Source organism: Streptomyces sp. CB02980, assembly GCF_014451325.2.
GTDB lineage: Bacteria > Actinomycetota > Actinomycetes > Streptomycetales > Streptomycetaceae > Streptomyces.
Map to the genome: position 1 here is coordinate 92,400 of NZ_JACSCH020000013.1, position 20,237 is coordinate 112,636.

At 70.5% G+C, this 20,237-nt stretch carries 12 protein-coding genes; 5 read left to right on the plus strand and 7 right to left on the minus strand.

What is annotated here, in order from left to right; all coding sequences use genetic code 11:
• The first annotated feature begins 145 nt into the window (after positions 1-145).
• Entirely contained in the window at positions 146-1,801 is a 1,656-nt protein-coding gene (locus E0F75_RS25665; protein ID WP_229312968.1) for an N-6 DNA methylase, read from the plus strand.
• Between the two features lie 42 nt (positions 1,802-1,843).
• Here E0F75_RS25665 and E0F75_RS25670 read toward each other — a convergent pair whose 3' ends face one another.
• The 3 genes from E0F75_RS25670 to E0F75_RS25680 are packed head-to-tail and all read right to left on the minus strand — an operon-like array spanning position 1,844 to position 7,065.
• Complete coding sequence (locus E0F75_RS25670) at positions 1,844-3,988, minus strand: UvrD-helicase domain-containing protein (RefSeq protein WP_229312976.1); 2,145 nt, start codon at positions 3,986-3,988, stop codon at positions 1,844-1,846.
• 36 nt (positions 3,989-4,024) lie between these two features.
• Positions 4,025-5,251 carry an McrC family protein gene (locus E0F75_RS25675; RefSeq protein WP_229312978.1) on the minus strand — a complete coding sequence of 409 codons (1,227 nt, stop codon included), beginning with the start codon at positions 5,249-5,251 and terminating at the stop codon, positions 4,025-4,027.
• Complete coding sequence (locus E0F75_RS25680; protein WP_229312980.1) at positions 5,248-7,065, minus strand: AAA family ATPase; 1,818 nt, start codon at positions 7,063-7,065, stop codon at positions 5,248-5,250. Before E0F75_RS25680 ends, E0F75_RS25675 begins: the two co-directional genes overlap by 4 nt.
• A gap of 255 nt (positions 7,066-7,320) precedes the next feature.
• Here E0F75_RS25680 and E0F75_RS25685 point away from each other — a divergent pair, with 255 nt between their 5' ends.
• Genes E0F75_RS25685 through E0F75_RS25700 form a run of 4 tightly spaced genes read left to right on the plus strand, consistent with a single transcriptional unit; the run spans position 7,321 to position 14,906 of the window.
• Positions 7,321-8,709 (plus strand): RNA polymerase sigma factor RpoD/SigA, encoded by a 1,389-nt coding sequence (locus E0F75_RS25685; protein WP_229312982.1) that lies wholly within the window; start codon positions 7,321-7,323, stop codon positions 8,707-8,709.
• 58 nt (positions 8,710-8,767) lie between these two features.
• Positions 8,768-11,917, plus strand: coding sequence for a helicase-related protein (locus tag E0F75_RS25690; RefSeq protein ID WP_229312984.1), 3,150 nt, complete (start codon positions 8,768-8,770; stop codon positions 11,915-11,917).
• Positions 11,914-13,788 (plus strand): DUF1998 domain-containing protein, encoded by a 1,875-nt coding sequence (gene drmB, locus E0F75_RS25695; RefSeq protein WP_229312992.1) that lies wholly within the window; start codon positions 11,914-11,916, stop codon positions 13,786-13,788. The genes E0F75_RS25690 and drmB overlap by 4 nt, the downstream gene beginning before the upstream one ends.
• 5 nt (positions 13,789-13,793) lie before the next feature.
• On the plus strand, positions 13,794-14,906 hold the full coding sequence (locus tag E0F75_RS25700) for an AAA family ATPase (RefSeq protein WP_229312995.1): 1,113 nt from the start codon (positions 13,794-13,796) through the stop codon (positions 14,904-14,906).
• A 36-nt stretch (positions 14,907-14,942) separates the two neighbouring features.
• Here the strand turns inward: E0F75_RS25700 and E0F75_RS25705 are convergent, their stop codons facing one another.
• The 4 genes from E0F75_RS25705 to E0F75_RS25720 are packed head-to-tail and all read right to left on the minus strand — an operon-like array spanning position 14,943 to position 20,185.
• Positions 14,943-17,447, minus strand: coding sequence for an Hsp70 family protein (locus E0F75_RS25705; RefSeq protein ID WP_229312996.1), 2,505 nt, complete (start codon positions 17,445-17,447; stop codon positions 14,943-14,945).
• Between the two features lie 52 nt (positions 17,448-17,499).
• Positions 17,500-18,108, minus strand: coding sequence for a nucleotide exchange factor GrpE (locus E0F75_RS25710; RefSeq protein WP_229312998.1), 609 nt, complete (start codon positions 18,106-18,108; stop codon positions 17,500-17,502).
• The gene (locus E0F75_RS25715; protein ID WP_229313000.1) at positions 18,105-18,395 is read right to left on the minus strand and encodes a hypothetical protein; all 291 of its coding nucleotides are present in this window, start codon (positions 18,393-18,395) and stop codon (positions 18,105-18,107) included. Before E0F75_RS25715 ends, E0F75_RS25710 begins: the two co-directional genes overlap by 4 nt.
• On the minus strand, positions 18,392-20,185 hold the full coding sequence (locus tag E0F75_RS25720; protein ID WP_229313002.1) for a hypothetical protein: 1,794 nt from the start codon (positions 20,183-20,185) through the stop codon (positions 18,392-18,394). Before E0F75_RS25720 ends, E0F75_RS25715 begins: the two co-directional genes overlap by 4 nt.
• Between the last annotated feature and the right edge of the window lie 52 nt (positions 20,186-20,237).

The window sequence follows — 20,237 nt, forward strand, 5'->3', positions numbered from 1 at the left end:
GAGAAAGGCGCAGCGGACGCGGACATGCCCTCGCGGTGCGGCCGGACAGGGCAGGTTGTACACGAAGAATGCTGGCATAAGCATGTGCACGGTGTCAACGGACTTGACTCTGGAGTGCTTCCGGCTACGCGTGTACGCTGTGGCTATGACAGAGAATGCCGCTACATCGGTCGGCGCCCTGGTCACCGGAGCCGAGATCGCTCGATTGGCCGGTGTCACCCGGGCGGCTGTCTCCAATTGGCGACGGCGCTATGACGACTTCCCCGCACCGGCGGGAGGTGGCGCGAACAGCCCGCTCTTTGCGCTTGTCGAGGTCCAGGCCTGGCTGGACAAGCAGCGCAAGGGGCAGGAGATCTCGCCCGAGGTCGAGCTGTGGCAAGCCCTTCGGGCCGTTTACGGAGAGCAGATCGTTGCAGGTCTGGCGGAGGTGGCCGCGGCACTGGCCGGGGCGCCGTCGCCCGGCTTGCCGGACGAGGTGATGGCCCATGTGCGGCGGCTCGTCCGTAGCGAGGCACCTGTCGACCTTGTCAACGGACTGACCGAACGGTTCGTGGACTCGGCACGGCGGGCGGGATCGGATCAGGTCACCCCCGAACGTATCGTGCGTGCCGTGTGCCGCTTCGCACCCGAACTCCCTTCGGATGCGACGGTCTTCGACCCCGCTTGTGGGATCGGAGTGCTGCTCCTGTCTGTGGCTTCGGGAGCGGGCACGCGCTTCTGTGGCCAGGAAGCGGATGCCGACAGCGCTCGCTTCGCGCAGCTCCGCGCCGACCTCCTGGGGCGGACAAGGGTCACCGTCGTGGACGGGGACTCCCTGCGTGCGGACGCGTGGCGGGACCTCAGGGCAGACCTCGTGGTGTGCGACCCGCCTGCCGGCGTCACCGAGTGGGGACGGGAGGAGTTGCTGCTCGACTCCCGCTGGGAGCTCGGCACACCGTCCAAGGCCGAAGGCGAGCTTGCCTGGCTGCAACATGCGTACGCGCATACCGAGCCGGGCGGTCACGTTCTCATGGTCATGCCGGCCTCGGTCGCCTATCGCAAGGCAGGACGTCGTATCCGCTCGGAGCTCGTGCGCCGCGGCATCCTGCGGCAAGTGGTGGCCCTCCCGCCGGGAGCCGCCACCTCGCACTCTCTGCCCGTGCACGTATGGTGCCTTCAGCGCCCCGAGGGCTCCGGGAACGCGGAGACGAGTCACACAGTGCGGATGGTCGATCTGACCGGAAACAGTCCGGACGGCAGCCTGGATCCCCGCCCCGATCAGGTCGCCGATGTGCCGTTGATCGAACTCCTCGACGACACCGTCGATCTCACCCCCGGCACGCACCTTCGGTCCCGGCACCGTGACTACCCCGGGGAGTACTCCGTGCTGCGCAAGGAAATGCAGAAACGAATCCGCCGCCTGGCCGCTCTGCTGCCCGAGTTGGAGGCGGGCGGTGGGCCTGGTTCGCTGGACGGCGCGACCACCAGCGTCGCGGATCTCGCTCGGGCGGGACTGGTCAGCTATGAGGAATCGGAGCCGGTCTCGGCCAGCGATCAGCTCGACACGGACTACCTGCAGGGATTTCTGCGCAGTTCCGTGAACGCCCGCCGGTCCACGAGCACCAGTGGAACCTACCGCCTCGACACGCGCGGCGCGCGTATCCCCCGGATGGGCATCGACGAGCAGCGTCGCTACGGTTCCGCCTTCCGCTCCCTGTCCGCGTTCGAGCAGGACATGCGCGAGATCGGCGAACTGAGCAGACAGCTTGCCGATCTTGCAAGGGACGGTCTGGCCACGGGGGGACTGGCACCCGAGGAATGAGGGGTGGCGTGAGGCCGCGGCTGCGCCGCGCACCGGCGTGGGTCAGGCGGAGCCGCCCGAGAGGGACAGGAACGGGCTCGGATCGGAGCTCCATGTGACAGCAAGGGCTTCGCGAGCGCGCGTGCAGGCGACGAAGAGCAGGCAGCGTTCGCGAAGCAGGTCGGCCTCGTGCTGGAGGGGGTCCGACTCCTGGGCCGTGATCTCGCGGGTGAACGGGACGGTGCCGGCGCTGACACCGAGGACGGAAACCGCCCGGAACTCCAGCCCCTTCATCGCGTGCATGGTCGCCAGCCGCACGCCCTCGGCCCTGTGCGGGAGCTGTCCCTTGACCCGCACAGCCGGGATGCCGGCGGCCCTCAGTTTCTCCTCAGCGGCGTCGAGAGAGAGATTGAAGCGTGCGCAGACGCCTATCTCGTGGTGGGCGAGTCCTTCCGCGACCCACGACCGGACCTGCTCCACCAGGGCTTCTGTCTCCTCCGCCCGCGTCGCGTACCCCTGCAGCCGAGGGCGGCTCCCGTGCAGGAGGGAGCGGTACCCGGTCAGCGAGTCCGTACCTTCGCCCTCCAGGGCGTCCACCGTGACGGGGGCGAGGAGCCCTGCGGACCAGGTGAGGATCTCCTCGGTGGAACGGTAGTTGACGCGTAGCCGGAAGCTGCGACCCGCGGTGGCGATGCCCAGGGAGCCGAGCGAGACCCGTGAGTCGTAGATCCGCTGATGAGGGTCGCCGGTGACGAACAGGTCGTCGGGGCCCGGGGAAACGGCGGCGCGCAACACCCGCCACTGCGTGGGATGCAGGTCCTGTGCTTCGTCGACCACGACGTGTGTGTACGGCGCCGGCTCGGCCGTGAGGATCTCCGCCGCACGTGCGCAGATCCGCAGGTGGGTGGTTTCACCCCGGTCACGCAAGAGCTGTTCGAAGCATTCCACGCATCTCCACACGTCGCGGCGGCGCGCGGGGCCGAGGCCGGTGCCACGGCCGCGGCGGCTCGCGCCGAGGTACGCGTCGAGATCACGCAGGTTCTGGCCGAGGACGACGTGGCGGTACTCCTGCGCCAGAAACTGCGCGGTGAACGGCAGACCGAGCTGCTTGACCGTCTTCTCCCACAACTGCCGCTGCTCCCGGTCCCCGATCGGTTTGGGCGCTGTAGCCGACGTCGTCCGCACGACGCCGTTCGCGAAGGCGTCGACCGTCGTCACGTCCACCCGCGCGAGTGCCTTCTTGTCATCGTCGAGGAGCAGACCGAGCATGTCGCGCAGTCCGGTGGCGAGCGCGTTCGTGTAAGTGGTGAGCAGGATGCGGCTGTCCGCGGACCGGCCGAGGAGATGCCGCACCCGGTGGAGGGCGGCCACTGTCTTGCCCGTTCCGGGTCCGCCGGTGACCTGGACGGGGCCACCGTACGAAGTGCGGTAGGCGACGCGTCGCTGGGAGGGGTGGAGGAAGACCCGCCAGGCCTCGAACGGCTTCTCCAGAACCTCCTCCAACTCCTGCGGCCCCGTGACCAGCCGGATGCGGGCGGTGGTGTTGGCGATCACCGTGGCCAGGTCCTCGACCTGTTCGGCCGGTGCGTCCGCGGGCCGGCGGACGGCCACGACGTCCCGGTACACCTCGTCGGGGCTGAAGCCTTCGGCGAGGTACTGGAGAACCTCCAGCTGGTCCTCCGGCAGAAGCGTGGCGAAGGCGTCGAGCTGCTGCTTGTCCACCAGCGAGCGGGCGGCGCGCAGTACTTGGTCGTCGACGCCCAGCTCGCGGAGGGTTCCGTCGGAGACCTTCGTGAACAGTAGCTGGGGAGCCCGGCGCGCCGCCGTCTCGTAGTGCGGCGTCAGCTCGTCCAGGGCGACGGCGTTGCGCACCTCCAGCGCCCGCGTCGCGGAGTTCGCGCTGTACAGACGCTTCGCGGCCCAGGTATAGGCGTCGTCGTGCGGAAGGACGTTGACCAGGAGAAACACATCGCTGCCGTCATCGGGAGCGAGCACGACGCCCCGCCAGAAGTCGGTGATGCGGATGGTTCGCATCCGTGTGTCACGCGCCTTCTCCACGGACTCCAGATGAAGTCCCTTGTCCGCGTTGAGTTCTGCCGCACTCAGGGCCTGGAACTTCGCCATGGCCTTGCGCACTCCGGCGCGAACCGGCTTTTCCAAGGTCTCGTAGCCGTCCCAGAAGCTCTGGGCGAAAGCGAGCCGGGGCATGAGGTCCTCCCGTGTCTGCCTGACGATGGTTCATGATCAAGGATGTGGCGCGGTCCCGACCAGCTGCAGGGCGATGCGATTCAGCGCCGACACGAGTCCTTCGGGCGGGTGCGAGAGGTCGAGGCTGTGTTGATAGAGCCGGATGCCCGCGCCGTTCACCTCATGGACGCGCACGGGTTCCCGGCCGGCCGCGTACACCAGGTGAGCCTCGCGCAGCCCGAGGACTGTGGCGTAGGCGAGTGCCTGGTAGAGGTCGGCGTTGAGAAGGCCATCGGCCTTTTCGAGCTTGTACTTGGCGTCGACGACAGCGACGGGAGTGCGACCGTCCCGGGTGCGCACGACGAGGTCGGGGCGTATGCCCACGCGCTTGGCGGTGTCGAGGTGGTGGGGATCCTGCAGGCGCGCGTTCAGGCCGTACTCCCGCAGGGCCTCGCGCAGTCCGACGGTGACGAAGTCCTCGAACAACCTGTTCATGTCGAACAGGAAGCCGTCCAGTGAGAGCGGGACGGCCCCGACTGGCCGGTGCTCCGGCGATGAGCCGCGCAGGACGGCCTCGGCGAGCCGCAGTGCCGGCTCATAACGGGCGTTGAGGCGGGAGGGCTGCCATCGGGGCAGTTCCCGGCCCCGGGTCAGCGGCATGGCATCGGCGAGACGCAGGCGCTGACGGGCGAGACGCCGCCGGACGGGCACGGTCACCCCGGGCAGGCGGAGCAGTCGGTCGACGGCGGCGCGCAGGATGCGGTTCTCGGCGGTGTCGGCCGTGTACGTGTCGTAGCTGATCTCGACGGGTGGTGTCCGGCCGAAATGTCTTCGGATCTGATCCGCCTCGCGTATCCGTCCCCGCACGAACAGCGCGGACTCTTCCACGCTGCGATACCCCTGGAGGACGCCCTGCCGCAGGGCCGCTTCGATCTGCCGCTCCACGGCGTGCGCGAGCGCGGGTACGACGTCGTCGTACCCCCCGGTGTCGACGGTGCCCTCCCCGCTGTCCCGCCAGGCCCGGGCCGGGTCGAGACTGAAACCGAGCAGGAAGAAGAGCCTGCTCACAGCCGTTTTGGGCGTGATCCGCAGGACGGGACCGTCGGGGATTCGTACCGCGCCCACGTTGCTCCCCGCCCTCAGGAGCCAGTGGCCGTCCCGGCCGGGGTCAGGAGTGGCGCTCCGAAGAATGCCGGCACGGGCAAGGGCCCGGCCGACCTGGGCGTCAAGAGGTACGGAGACGGCGGGTCCGTGCTCGCGCAACGACACCTCCTCCGGACTCATGTGAGGTTCCTCCGCAAGGCGTCGAGGCCGTAGCGGGCGGCGACATCAAGTCCCTCGCCGTAGTGGTGCTCCTCCAGGAGCGGCAGGATCTTCGTGCGCCACGTCCGGCTGAGGGCGCCGTCACGGTCCACACCCGGCTTCATCAGGTACGACGGGCCGACGGCGAAGTCGGGGTCGTTGATGAGGGCGTTGAGGGCGTCGAGGAGACGGGCGGGTTCTCCGTCCTTGCCCTCGCGCTTCAGCCAGCGTGCGAGAAGGCCGGCGGTCGGCTCGGTACGAGGTGACAGTTCCACGAAGGCGAACCGGCGGCGCATGGCCGCGTCCACCAGCGCGATGGACCGGTCGGCGGTGTTCATGGTGCCGATCACGAAGAGGTTGGGCGGCAGCCCGAAGTCGTCCCCCGAGTAGGTCAGACGGACGGACCGCTTGCGGTACTCGAGCAGGAAGTACAGCTCGCCGAAGACTTTCGCGAGGTTGGCGCGGTTCATCTCGTCGATGATCAGGAAGTGGGGGATGTGCCGGTTGCCCTCGCGGGAGGCGAGGTCCGCGAGCTCTCGGAGCGGTCCAGCCGTCAGACGGAAGGCCACGTCCCGGGTCTCGGGGTCCTCCACGGGGCGGAACCCCTCGAAGAAGTCCTCGTAGGCGTAGGACGGGTGGAACTGGACGATCTTGACCTGCTCGGGGCCTCCGCCGAAATGCTCCGCGAGCTTCATGGCCAGATACGTCTTGCCCGTACCGGGCGGACCGTACAGAACCAATTGGCGTTCCTCGATGAGGAGTTCGCGTACCTCCTCCAGCCATGCCCGGTCGTGGACGAGCAGTTCGGCCGTCAGGCCGTCCGTGACCTTCGGCAGGGTCAGTTCCCGCTGCGCCTGCCCCTCGACGGGCGACGGCATGGCGGAAGAGATGCCCTCGCCCGCGCCGGCGGGCCCGGTCAGTCCGTCCAGCACTTCGAGGACACCGGTGAGGTCGACGACATCGTGCTGTACCGACAGCTTCTGCTGCACTTCTTCGGGGAGCTCCTCGTACGCGTGGCTGTTCGGCTGCCAGGAGGCGGGGCGCCGCAGATTCGACAACCCGCCCGGGGATGCGGTCTGTACGGCATTCCCGGCGATCCGGCCGACGTGCAGCTGTCCGTCGCTTATGGTCGCCACCGTGTCGCCTACCCGCATCTGGGTGAGGAAGCCATGGAGTTCGTCGACGAGGCCGCGCTTCTGGTTGTACGAGGCCGCCCCCTCGTAACCGTCCTCGACGTAGCGGCGCAGCGCGCTCTTGGTCGGGTCACCCTCCTCCAGCGGCGGCAGGTGGGCCCCGGAGAGCGAGACGAGCCCCTCCTGCAGCCACAGTTGCCGAACCAGGTTGTGCCCCGACACGTTGGAACCGCGCACCAGCCAGGCCTTCCGCGGTGCCCGCCAGCCGGTGGAGAGGTAGTCGGCGAGCGGATGACCCTCGGCGGTCCGCCAGGATTCGGGCCCGGAGGCGTCGTACCCGTAGACCAGCCCGGCCGCCGCGGACGAGGAGTTGCAGGTGATGTCCCGGGTCGCCACCCAGTGCGCGGGTACGTCCGGAAGGCCGAGCGCCGCCGGGGGGTCGGCGAGTGCGCCGCTCGCACGGAGTTCCGCGCGCGAGCGGCGCGCGTGGTCGCCCAGCCCGGGCCATGCATCGGCGGCCACCGACGAACCCTGGCGCAGAAGGAACTTGTGTGTGCCGTTGCCGCCGAACTCGGTGAGGAGATGGCCGTATGCCACTCCGCCGCCCTTGAGGAGCTTGATGCGGAACTCCGGTGTACCGAGGAGGTGCTGGGGCTGCGACATGGAACGACCTTCCCGGGGCGGGCCTGCGAGAACATCGCACAGCCTACCTGTTGACACTGTCAAGATACCCCTACTAGCCAGTACACAGATTTGGGCAACATGTTGACGGTGTAAACGTACCGAGTCTAGGCTTCGGTTATGTCTGCGGCACTTCCGGACGGAACCGGCACGCGGTCGTGAGGTGGGGGCGTTATGGGTGGGGAACCGGTGATGTCGGGAGCGGAACGCCGCACGATCGAGGCGGAGTTGCCCGCCGTGATCGAGAGGCTGCGGCGCTGTGCGTCGCGTGGCGGGGTCATCACTCAGAGGTCCTTCGTGAAGGAGGCGGAGCGGCTCGGACTCACGACTGATGAGCAGCGACGGAGGCTTCGTACGGGGCTGGCAGGTGTCGGTCTCCGCGTGAAGCCCCGGACGCGGGAGGTGGACGTGCCCGGGCAGCCCTCCGCAGGGAGGATCCTCACCCCCGGACCGGGCCCGATCGCCTCTGAGGCAGCCTGGCGCCTGGCGCTGGCACGAAAGATGCTTGGACGCTACGCCGACGCCGACGGCCGTGTCAGCAGGCTCGCCCACGACGGAGTGGTACGGCTCCATGGGCTCGGCCCTGCCGAAGCACGGGAGTTGAGCGTCGACTTCCCGATCAACCGGCCGCGGCCGATCGGTGCGGCTGCGGGACCGGGCCAGGCCGCCGAGGCCCGGAAGAAGCCCATGGGGCCCGGGATGTCCGCGGGCGACTCCTCGCTGTGGGAAGCCGTCCAGGCCGCCAGGGTGGTGTTGGAGGAGGACCGGTGGCTGCGCGATCCGAAGACGCGTCTGCTCAAAGCGGAGGAAGAGGTGGGCCTTGCCGTTCTGCTCCGCTGCGGTGTTGGGGACCTCGCGCGGGACATACCGAAGGAGGAGATCGCCGCCCTGTCGTACGGCAGTGACGAGTGGCGCGCTCACGAAAGCCTCGTCCTGCATAACGTGCGGCTCGTGTGGAAGGTCGCGCAGAGCTACCAGGGGCGAGGGCTGGACATTGAAGACCTCGTACAGCACGGCTCCATCGGGTTGATGCGCGCGGTCCGTAAGTTCGACGCCACCAAGGGCTACAAGCTGTCGACATACGCGACGCAGTGGATCAGGCAGCACATCACCCGGGCCATAGCAGACGAAGGCACTCTGATCCGGTTGCCCGTGCAAGTGCACGAGAAGGTGAGCAAGGTCGCCAGGGCCGAGCGCAAACTCCTGAACGAGGGACGGCCCAGGACCATCGAGAACGTGGCCTACGCGACGGGTTTCACCTTTGCTGACGTGGAAGAGGCCCGCAGAATCAGCCGACCCACCGACTCCCTGCACCGGATCATCGGCGACGACACGGCTCTCGGCGACCTGATCATCGGCCCGAGTCGGCTTCCCGACCCCTGCACCGTGCTGCTGCGCAAGGAGTTCTTCGAAACGGTCGAGGAGGTACTGGTCTGCTTCACCGAGCGCGAGTTCCACATCCTTGTACGGCGGTCGGGTCTCGACGGTGGCGAGCCCGCCACTCTGGAGGAACTCGGTGGGGTCTTCAAGGTGACGCGTGAGCGCATCCGGCAGATCGAGTCAAAGGCCAAACCGGTCTTCAAGCAGCGACTGATCCAAAGGGGAGTCATTCCTCGTCGGCCTTGAACCCACGCCGAATCCCCGCCCTCGCCGTTTACACACCCAGATCCGAAGGAAGCCGTACATGGACCCGCGCCAGGAGCTGGTCGACTACCTCACCCGCCAGCTCGTCGGCCCCGCCGGCGGAGAGGGCGAGGTGCTCGACGCGCCGCCCGACCGGCAGTACCTCATGGGGACGCTCTATCCGCAGCAGGCGGACCTCCAGCGGCAGCTCGCGCGCGCGGCCGACGATCCCGAGGCGCCGGGGGTCGAGCAGGCCTCCTCGGACACGAACCCCGCCGCCGATCCCGTTCCCGAGACCAACAGTTGGCTCCCCGCATCCCTCGGGCTCAGCTTCTACACCGCTGCCGCGGAGATCGAGGTGACCTGTGCGGCCGCCCGTTACGAGACGCAGCGGAACGATCCCGGCCGTGGACGCCGCTGGCAGCGGCTGCCCCTTCCTGCCGAGACGCACACCGTCGGCCCCGACCGGCAGGCCGTGACCGTTCTCGACGGCCGTGCGGAGCTCCGCCTGCGCCGACGTCCGTACGGCGACGGCTCACTCGTCACCGTGGCCCTGGTGAACAAGGCGCGTCACGACGGTTCCGACGGCAAGACGCCCAGCTGGGACGACATGCTGTTCCAGTGCCGTCTCACGGTCCGTCCCGTCGACGGCACCGTGCTGCCCTACCCCAGTGTCCGGCTGGCCAGCCGCGATCCCGAAGAACGCGAACTTCGCCTGCAGTACCGGCGGATCGTCACCCATGCCGTCGGTCATGGCTGCGCCGTCCGCGAAGAGGCCGGCGACCACGATGACGTCGAAACCCTGGTCTGCGAAGCCCTGCCACAGGCCGAAGTGCCCGCCGTCCGGGCCGGAGGCCCGCTCGACGCCCCCGTACTCACGATCTCCCACCTCGCCGACCCCGCCGTGAGCGGCGACCAACTGCGGGAGGAGCTTGCGGAGTTCGCCGCCACCTACCACGCCTGGTATGTGGGCCAGCGATCCGTCGAGGTTCCGACCTGGGGACAGGAGGCCGCGGAACGGGTCCTCGGCCGGGTGCGTCAGGCCGTCATCCGTATCGAAGCGGGGGTGCGTACCCTGTGCGACCCGGACCGGCCCGAACTCCTGGACGCCTTTCGCATCGCCCAGCGGGCCATGCTGCTGCAGATGCGGCACTCCGCCCCGGACCAGGCGGGACGACGGTGGCTCAGGTCGGATTCCGTTGCCGCCGACCCGCCCGTCGACCCCACGGCGGCCTGGCGGCCGTTCCAGCTCGCCTTCTTCCTCCTTGCGCTCGACGGTGTCGCCGATCCCGGTCACCGTGATCGTGAGGCCACGGATCTGATCTGGTTCCCCACCGGCGGTGGCAAGACGGAGGCGTACCTGCTGCTTGCCGCGTTCACCGTCGCGCTGCGCCGGATCAGGGGCGAGGGCGGCGGAACCACTGTGCTCAGTCGCTACACCCTCAGCCTGCTGACCACCCAGCAGTTCCAGCGGGCGGCGACCACGGTCTGCGCGCTGGAGTATCTCCGGCGTAGTGCACCGGGACTCGGCCTCGGGGACGAGCCCATCACCGTGGGTCTGTGGGTGGGGGACACCACCACCCCCAACAGCTTCCAGGCGGCCAAGGACGCTTTCGGCCAGCAGCGTGACGCCAGCCACCCCGGGGACGTGTTCATTCTCGATCGTTGTCCCTGGTGCGGTACGCGCATCATGCCGCCGACCCATTCCGCCGTCCGTTCCGACTACGGGATCAAGGCCGAGGCGGACACCTTCGCGTTCAACTGCACCCGGGACGAGTGCGCCTTCCGGGATGTCCTGCCCGTTGCCGTCGTCGATCAGCACCTGTACGAGCAGCCGCCCACCTTCGTCCTCGGCACGGTAGACAAGTTCGCCCGGCTCGCCTGGGAACCCCTCTCCGGCCGGCTCTTCGGCGCCGGCACCGGCAATCCGCCGCCGTCGCTGATCATCCAGGACGAGCTGCACCTCCTGACCGGGCCGCTCGGCACCACCGTGGGTCTGTACGAGGCGGCCGTTCTCGAACTGTGCACCGGTTCCGACGGCCGCCCGCCCAAGATCGTCGCCGCGACGGCCACCATCCGGCGGTCGGCCGAGCAGGTCCGCGCGTTGCACCACCAGGACGTCCAGCTGTTCCCGCCGCCGGGACTCGACGCCGACGACAGCTTCTTCGCCGTCCCCGACACCGGCCGTCCGGGCCGGCTCTACCTCGGTGTGATGGCGCAGGGCCACACCGCGGGCCGCGGGGCCGTCGCGACCACGGCCGCCATGCTGCAAGGCGTCCACCAGCTTCCCGAGGAGCATCGTGACGACTACTGGACGCTCGTCGCGTACCACCACAGCCTGAGGGAACTCGGCCGGACCGTCACTGCTGCGGGAGACGACATTCCCGCCCAGCTCCGGGGGCTCGACGAGGGCATGGGCATCCGTCCGCTCGGCGGCGCCGACGTCCAGCAACTGGACAGCACGGTGGCGCGCGCCGATCAGCCGATCCTCCTCGACCGGCTGGAGAAGCCCTGGACGGATTCACAGGCCGTGTCCTTCCTGCCGTGCACCAACATGCTCTCCGTCGGCGTCGACGTGAAGAGGCTCGCCTACATGCTCATGCAGGGCCAGCCCAAGACCACCGCCGAGTACATCCAGGCCACCAGCCGCGTGGGCCGCCACCACGTGCCAGGACTGGTCGTCACCTACTTCAACGCCACCCGCCCGCGTGACCGATCCCACTACGAGACCTTCATCGACTACCACGGGGCGCTGTACCGATACGTCGAACCCGCCAGCGTCACCCCCTGGTCCGAACCGGCCCGCCGGCGGGCCTTGCACGCCACGCTCGTCGTCCTGGTCCGCCACCGGCTCGGCCTGTCCGCCGAGAATCAGGCCGGACGCATCACCGGCCACCGGGCGGAGGCGGACCGGATCGCCGACGCCCTCGCCGGGCGTGCCGCGATCGCCGAAAGCGGAGCCACCGGTCGCGACGGCGACGCGGTCCGTGCCGAGGTCCGCGCCGATCTCGGCTACCTCCTCGACGACTGGTGCCGGGAAGCAGCCAGGGCCCAGGCGGAGGGCAAGGACCTCTACTACCACAGCCAGGGCAAGGGCCAGTACAACCTGCTCAAGACATTCGAGCAGCGCTACGGCCTGTGGGAGACCCTCAACTCCATGCGCAGCGTCGACCGGGAGTGCCAGATCACCGTGACAGGAGCGGGAAAGTGACGCGTAGACTCCGGGTCCGCCAGGCGCAGACCGTGCTTCCGTTCGGCGTCGGAGCCGTGATCGATGTCCAGGGCGAGTCCTTCGTGGCCGCGGGAACCGGTAACTGGCCGCAGACCAAGACCCCCGTCACCTCTGAACGGCTCGCCAAACGCCTCGTAGTCAACGGGTTCTTCGCGGCCCCCCACACCCTCAACGACCGGTACGACGACCCCGCTCGCCCCGGCGTCCCCTACGTCCGCTTCCCCGGCTGGCTGTTCTGCGGAGCCTGCCGGACCATGGTCCGCTTTCTGCGGGAGCACGAGAAGCCCGGCGAGCCGCCCGTATGCGCCTCGTGCGCCGCCGCTCCCCGCCTCACCCCGATGCGCTTCGTCCGCATCTGCCCGGACGGGCACCTCGACGACATCGACTGGTATTACTGGGCCCACTCCAGGCTCACGCCCGAGGAGCGGGCGGCCTGTTCCGAGGAGAGGCAGGCCTGGCAGGCCCGCCGTCTCAGCTTCCGTGTCGCCGACCGGGCCTCCGGCCTCGAAGCGCTCTCGGTACGCTGCGGGGCGATCGGGGAGGCCGGCAGGACCTGCGGCGCGGAGCGCGACCTCCTCGACATCCTCGGCCCCCAGGCCGGCCGTTGCTCCGGCCGCAACCCCTGGCAGCGCTGGGACGAACGTGCCACGTGCGGCCAGCAGGTCCACAACGTGCAGCGCACCGCCGGCAACGTCTACTACCCGGTCGTCTATTCGGCGCTCGACATCCCGCGATCCGCGGAACCCCCGCGGGTGGAGCGTGACGCCTCTGAATCCGTCCGCGGCCACGGTCTGTGGGCGGTCTACCTCGGCGCGCTCGGTACGGACCGGGCGGAGGTCTTCCGCACCATGATCAAGACCGATACCGACGCCCCGGACAGCCTCATCGACCAGCTGGCCGCCGAGGCCACGGGTGCGCCGACGTCTCAGCCGGCTCCCCAGCCCGGGGCCTCGAAGATCGACCTGAGCCGCGACGAATGGCACGCCTTCGACGCCGAACATCTCCCGGAAGCCACCCAGGAGTTCGCAGTCCGCAGGGGCGGTCTCGGCCTCGACGGCGAGACCGAGGAACCGTGGGCCACCCTCGACGCCCATGTCGGCGGAGTAGTTCTTGTCGACCGGCTCCGCGAGGTCCGGGCACTCACCGGGTTCCGCCGCCACTCGGTGAACGGCACGCTCGTTCCCGCCGACACCAGTGGGCGGCTGCGCTGGCTGCCGGCGACCGAGGTCTACGGCGAGGGCATCGTCCTCACTCTCGACGAGCGGCGTCTCACCGCCTGGGAGAACGACCCGCGCGTCCAGGCGCACGTCCACGGGGTCCGCGCGGACCTCGATGAGTCATTTCGCGACGAACAGCTCGCCGAGACCGTCGGAGCGGAGCTCTCCCCTCGATTCCTTCTCCTGCACACCCTCGCCCATCTGCTCATCCGCCAGCTGTCGTTCGACTCCGGCTACACCACCGCGAGCCTGCGTGAGCGCGTCTACGGCCGCCCCGAGTACGGCCAGCACGGTCTGCTGATCTACACGGCCGCTGGCGATGCCGAAGGAACCCTCGGCGGCCTGGTCCGACAGGGCGAGAAGCCGCACTTCTCCGAGACGCTCATCCGGATGCTGGAGGCGGCGGCCTGGTGCTCCGCCGACCCGCTGTGCGCCGAGCACACGGGCCAGGGCTTCGGAAACCTCAACCGGGCCGCCTGCCACGCCTGCGCCCTGCTGCCCGAGACGAGCTGTCAGACCGGCAACACCCTCCTCGACCGGGCCCTGGTCGTCGGGTCGGTCCACGTCCCCGGCTACTTCGCCGACGTCCTCACCGCGAGCCGTGAGTACGCGGCCGCCATGGCCCTGGGATGAAGCCTGTGACCTCTGTTCCCACCCCCGTGCTCCATCCGGATCTCACCCCGGCCCAGCGAGACTGCCTCGATGCCCTGCCGCTGACGGGTCACCAGGTGGTGAGCGGGCCGCCCGGCAGCGGCAAGAGCCTGCTCGCCGCCCATCGTGCGGTCCACCTCTCCCTCACCGGCCGCCCAACCCTCCTGCTGTCCTACTCCAACCTTCTGCAGCAGCTTCTCGACGGGACGCTCCAGGGCCTCGGCGTCACCGGTGCCCCCGCGGTCGCGGCCACCGTTCACAGCTGGGTCCACCGTCACTTCGGACGGGACGCCCGCAGCACCGGCGACGGCTGGTTCGACTGGTCGGCCCTCATCCACCGGGCCGCAGCCGGCTTCGGGGACGGCGACCTGGCCACGCCGCATCTCGTCGTCGACGAAGGTCAGGACCTGCCGCCCGGCTTCTACCAGCTGGCCCGCCTCCTCGGCACCACGGTCACCGTCTTCGCCGACGAGTGCCAGCGGCTCACCGAGACGAACTCCACGCTCACCGAGATCACCACCGCCCTCGGACGGTCCACGGAGCGCGTCGCGATCGTCGGCAACCACCGCAACACCCGCGAGATCGCCGCCCTGGCCGAGCACTTCCGGACGGGAGGCACCCGTCCCGAGACACCCGGGCGCAGCGGACGGCTCCCGCTCGTCCGCAACTACACCGGCGACAAGGACCTCGTCGACGACCTCGTCACCCTGGCCGCCCAGCGGCCGCATCACCGCATCGGCGTGATCGTCTCCTCCCTGCGTACCGCGTCCGACCTCATACGGCGCCTGGAGCGGGCCGGCCTCGCGCAGGAGCCTCAGATGTACAGCTCGAAGGCCGTCTCCGGGCGCTACCGGGACCTCGACCTCGCCCGCCCCGGCGTCGTCCTGGTCCAGCGGGCCAGCGTCAAGGGCCAGGACTTCGACACCGTCGTCATCGCCGACGCGGAGGCCGACGCGGCCTGCGATCCCACCGCCGCCGACCTCCGTATGGCCTACTACGTCATGATCACCCGTGCGCGGGAGGAACTTGTCCTGGGCTGGCGGGGCAGCCGGCAGCCCCGCCACCTGGAGAAGCTGCACGGGCTGGTCGGGACGGCCTGAGGCCCCGCCCGCATCGTCGTCGTGTCCGTCCCGGCCTCACTGCCGGGACGGCAGGACGATCGTCGAGGCCGTAGGGGCGCTGTGCTCCGCGAACTGGTTCTGGCCCTGTGCCCAGAGCCGCCCGAGGCGGACGAGCTGGGCGTCCCGGGCGTCCTGGCCACCGTCGGCCACCGCGCTGCGCAGGGCGTCCCTGGCGGCGATGACCTCGGCGCTCAGGGCGGCCGGGAAGGAGCCCTGTTCGGCGAACTGGATGGTGGAGACCGCGGTGCGGATCGTCGGGTCGATGCCGGCCAGGAGGTCCTCCGCCCGTTCCGCGGCCGTGCGCATCGCAGTGGTGTCCATCGTCTCGCGGGTGTCCTTGACTGCCTGGGTCGCGTTCCGAAGCTCTGTCAGGAGTTCCGTCGGAAGCAGCCCGCGTCCGCCCCTGGCGAGGTTCCCGGCCACGGCCTGGACGTTCCGGGCCCGCGTGCACAGGTCCAAGGTGTCGCGGGCGGAGTCGAGGAACCCGTCGAGGGAGCGGCTCACGGTCTCTCCGCGGGCGAGGGCCGCGAGGTCGTCTCCGATCTCGGTGAGCGCGTCGCGTTCGGCGTGGGTGAGCTCCCGCGCCCAGCGGGTGAGGAAGTCGGTGTAGTCGGACTGGAGCGCGGCGGCCTTCCGGCCGACGGCGGAGGAGACCGGGTTGCGCCGGAGCTCGGCCCTGCTCCATTCCTCGGAGCCGATGCGGAACCTCAGGTCGATGGTCCGGTCGGTGTCGATGCGCACCTGAAGGGTGAGCGGCAGGTCGCCCCGGAGCCCGTCGGCGCTGTGGTGGACGTGCCCGCCACAGAACTCGTTGCGCCGCGCCGAGCGCAGATGCCGCCCCTCCCAGAAGTTGAACTGTACGTAGGCGCTGTCGTCGCCGCGGATCACGAGGCCGTCCACGTGCTCCCACTCGGTCGGGTACGGGGTGCCGCCCGGGAAGACGACCTTCACGCCGCCGTCCTCCAGCTCGACTCCGATGTCCTGGGCCGTGACCTGCCGGGCGGGGGCGGTGCCGAAATCGCCGCCGCAGTTCGAGCAGGCGCTGAGGCCGGCGGCGTTGACCATGGAGCAGCCCGGGCACTTCAGACCGCCGGAGTCCAGGGGCGTGTCGCAGTCGCCGCAGACGGTCGCGCCGGCGGGGTTGTCGGCCCGGTCGCAGCCCGGGCACACGACGACGGCGGCGGCCGGGGCGGTCGCGCGCAGCCCGGACAGGTCTGCGGCGCACACGGGGCAGGCGGCGGTGAGTTCGGGGGCGGGGACGTGGCAGCCGGGGCAGTCGACCGTGACCCTGCCGAGCAGCGGGGTGGCGCAGGCCGGGCAGGCGTCGGAGTCGACGGGGATCCCCTCGACGGTGCAGCTTTCGGACGGGCAGCCGAGCGTGTCGAGGAGCCCGGCCTCCACGGCGGCGCCGTGGGCGACGGCCGTCATGGGGTCCACCGCGTCGGACACCGTCTCCTCGCCGAAGAGGTCCTGGAGTTCGCGCCGGACGGCCGGGATGAAGGTGGAGCCGCCGACCAGCAGGACCCGTTGGATGTCTTCGGGCATCGTGCTGTACCCCGTCAGCACGGCCTCGATGGTCTCCCGCATCCCGCGTAGGTGGCCGGTAAGGAGCTCCTCGAAGTCGCCACGCCGCACCGCTCCGGACCAGGAGCCGCCCCGCCGTCCGAGCGGGGCGAGGACGACCTCGGAGGTGTCCCGCGCGGACAGTTCGATCTTCGCCCGCTCGGCGGCGGCCCGGATGCGGGAGGCGTCCCCGTCCCCGTCGTGGTCGCGCTCGCCGATCAGGTTCCGCAGGTGTCCGTCGAGCAGGGCATCGAAGTCGGCACCGCCGAGGAGGTTGTCCCCGCCCAGCGCGGCCACGTCGAAGTGGCCGGGCCCGAGCGTCAGGAGCGACACGTCGAAGGTGCCGCCGCCCAGGTCGAAGACGAGCACGGAGGCGTAGTCCTTGATCCCGTCCTCGCCCGGCCTGACCCCGAAGGCGTGTGCGGCGGCCGTCGGTTCCTGCAGGATCCGTGCCACGTGGAATCCGGCGAGCCGCCCGGCCTCGCGCACCGCCGCGAACTGCGGCTCGGCGAAGTACGCGGGTACGGTGATCACCGCGCGCCGGAACGGTACTCCGGCCGAGTCCTCGGCGTCCTTCCTGAGCCGGCGGAGCAGGATGGCGGAGACCTGCACGGGGGAGAGCCAGTGCGCGCCGAGCCGGATCTCCACCGAGCCGTCGGGGCTCTCCCGGACGGGAGGGGCGTCGTCCGGCCGCGTCTCCAGCGCCTGCTGGACCAGCTTGTCTTCCCAGCGCCGCCCGATCAGTCGCTTGACCTCAGTGATCACGGAACGGGGTTCGCCGGAGCGCCAGTTGAGGGCCTCCTGCCCGACGAGCAGGCCGTCGGAGAGATCGACCCCGACGGCCGAGGGGGTCGCCTGACCGCCGTCCCGGTTGTGCAGGACGACGGGGACGCCGTCGCGCATCCAGGCCGTGACGGAGTTGGTGGTGCCGAGATCGATGCCGAGGGTCCGGTGCATGAAGGAGCGCTTCCTGGTCGTCGTGGTGGGGCGGAGGCGGGAAGTAGGCGGGTCAGGTGCGGCGTCCACGCCCGGCCGACGGCTTGCGGCGGAGCCGCCGCTGGGCGCGGGTGGTGCGCCGGGGCTGGGCCCGTACGGCATCGGGCGCGGGTTCGAATTCCGGTACCGGATCGGGTACGGGCTCCGGTGCGGGCCCCGGCACCGCGACGACCACCTGCGCGGGCCGCAGGGTGGCGGAGCCGCGCCGGAAGCCGGTGGCCTTCTCCCGCAGCACGGTGCCACCCGGCAGGCGCGGGTGCGGCTCGGTGCCGACGACACGCATCTCCGCCGGGTCGACGGCCCTGCCCACGACGTCCATCGGGTCGACATCGTGCCGCGCGAACTCGGCGCGCAGCATCAGGTGGGCCGCCTTGATCTGCTCGCCCAGCGCAAGGGCCGCCGAGGCCGTCTCGCGGGCGGATCGTGCCGCGTGGAGGACACCGGCCCGGCGGCGGGTGTCGGCGAGCAGGTCGTCCAACGGCAGCAGCGCGCCCAGCAGGGCGTGCAGTCGGGCTTCGGCCTCGTCCCGCTTGCCGGACAGGGCGGCGACCCTGCGCCGCAGCTTGTCGAGCTCGGACGGCGGGCCGCCGGGGCCGCCGGGGAGGGGGTCGGGACCGGTCACGGGCGTTCCTCGGGATCGGGGCGGGGCAGGGGCGGGGTGAGCATCTCGGCGACGAGCGCGTCGACGGGCGTGTGGGAGTTCCGGTCGGCCCGGTGGACGAGGGCCTGCCGGGCCGGGTCCTGCCGGGCGCGGGCGGCGCTCAGTTCCCGGGCCGCCTGGGCCCGGAGCTTCATGGGCCTGGTGCCGGGCGGCGTGTCGGGCAGGAGCTCGTGGAGCGTGGGGCCGAACCAGGGGAGCGGGGGCGGTTCGGTGTCGACGGGCTGCGGGGAAGGGGCGCCGGTGGTCAAAAGAGGGTGTCCTGTCGGGGGTCGTCGCGGCGAGATGTGCGGGGGGCGGAGCCGAAGAGAGGGGCCTGGAGCGGCAGTCCGTCGCCGATCGCCTCCGCGCACGCGAGGTCGCGCTGCGCCCCGCCGAGGTCGCCCGTCCGTTTGCGCACGGTGGCGCGGAGCACATAGGCGTTCTCCACGACCTTGTCGAAGCGGGTGCTGACACCGGTCCGCATCAGGTCCCGGAGAAACAGGTCGATGACGTCGGACGGGGCGGCGGTGGCCTCCAGGTGCTCCGCGAGGAGGAGGAGCGCCTCGTGGAGGTTCTCCCGGACATGGCCCTGAATACGGCTCGGGATCGTCGCAGCCGTGCGCAGGAGTTCGACGCGGCGTTCCAGGCCGTCGCGGCTGCCGGCGTCGGTGCGCCGGGCCGCGAGGAGCAGAAGGCCGCTGAGGGTGTGGTTGTTCTTCCGGAGGGGCGTCTGTGTCGGGTCCTTGTGGCGGAGCATCTCGCGGACGGCGGCCTGGGCCTCGTCTGTATGGCCGCTCACGGCGAGCGCCACGGCGCGTTCCTCGCTGTGGCGCTCCAGCCACCGCCGCGCCGGTCCGCAGGCAGGGTCCCGCGCGAGCATGCCCCGTACCGCGTTGGCGAAGGACGCTTCGTCCCCGAGGAGGCCGTCGAGCTCCGCTTGGGCGGCAGGGTCCCGGGGTGTCACGGCCAGGGCGCGCTTGAAGAGGCTCCGGCTCTCCAGGGGGTCGGTGTGGGCGACCTGCTTGCCCCGCCGCACCAGTTCGGCGGTCAGTTCGGCGGCCAGGGCGGTGTCCCTGGGCAGCAGCACGTAGGCCTGTTCGAGTCCGGCGATCCGTATGAGAGGGTCGTTGCCGAGCCCGTTCCGGCCCCGCCCGACGTTCCGCCAGGCGCGGATGACGGCGTCCTTCTCGTCGCTCTTGAGGGCGTGCCCGAGCTGTGCCGCCGTACCGATGTCGGCGAGCGCCTCGCTCCACCTGCCGCCTCGTACGCGGTCCCGCCCCCGGTCCGCGAGGGCTCGGGCCAGAGGGACAGCGTATGTACGGTGCGTGGGCCCTTCCTCGGCCCAGAGGTTGAGGCCGAGGTGGCGGGCGGTGTCGGCGGAGAGGAGGTCGGCGCTGCGACCGTGGTCGACGAGGTACCAGGCGGCATCGACGAGGGGAATCAGGGCGTGCGGCCCGGCATCCGTGGGGATGTCGGAGGAAACGATCACGCCGTCCGCGCACTCGGCCTCCCAGGCCGTGTGCCAGGCGGCGAGGGCGTCCCGCCCGGCCCGGGCGTCCAGGGCGCGCAGCAGGTCGGCGATACGCCCCCGCAGCCTGCCGAGGGCCTGTTCCCAGAGGGCGTCGGGCAGGGGCTCGCCCCGTCGTCCGGTGACCAGCGCGCGGATGTCGTCCGAGTTCTCCTCGTCCAGGAGGTGCGCCCACAGCACGATCGCGACCGCCGCGACACCGGCGTCCGCGTGCCGGTCTTCCCGCGCCAGCTCACGGAGGGCGCTCACGGCGAGGAAGTGGATGACCCCGGTCTCCGCCCCGACGGGTGCGTCAGGGCACAACCGGACCGCCTTCGGCCAGTCCTCTACCCGTGCGGCCATCGCCGCAAGGAGGGTGCCGTACCGGACATCGGCCGGATCGGTGTCGGGCTCGCCGAACGTGTTCCGGAGTCGCTGCAGAAGCGGTTGCACGACGTCGAACTCGCTGCGCAGGAAGGCCTGCTCGGCGGCGGCCAGCAGGGATTCCGCCGTGACCTCCCGGTCGGTTCCCCCGGTCTCGTCCACCCGCACGCGCTGTCGCCCCCTTGCTTCCCCCGTGACAAGATCCACCGTAGGGAGGTGT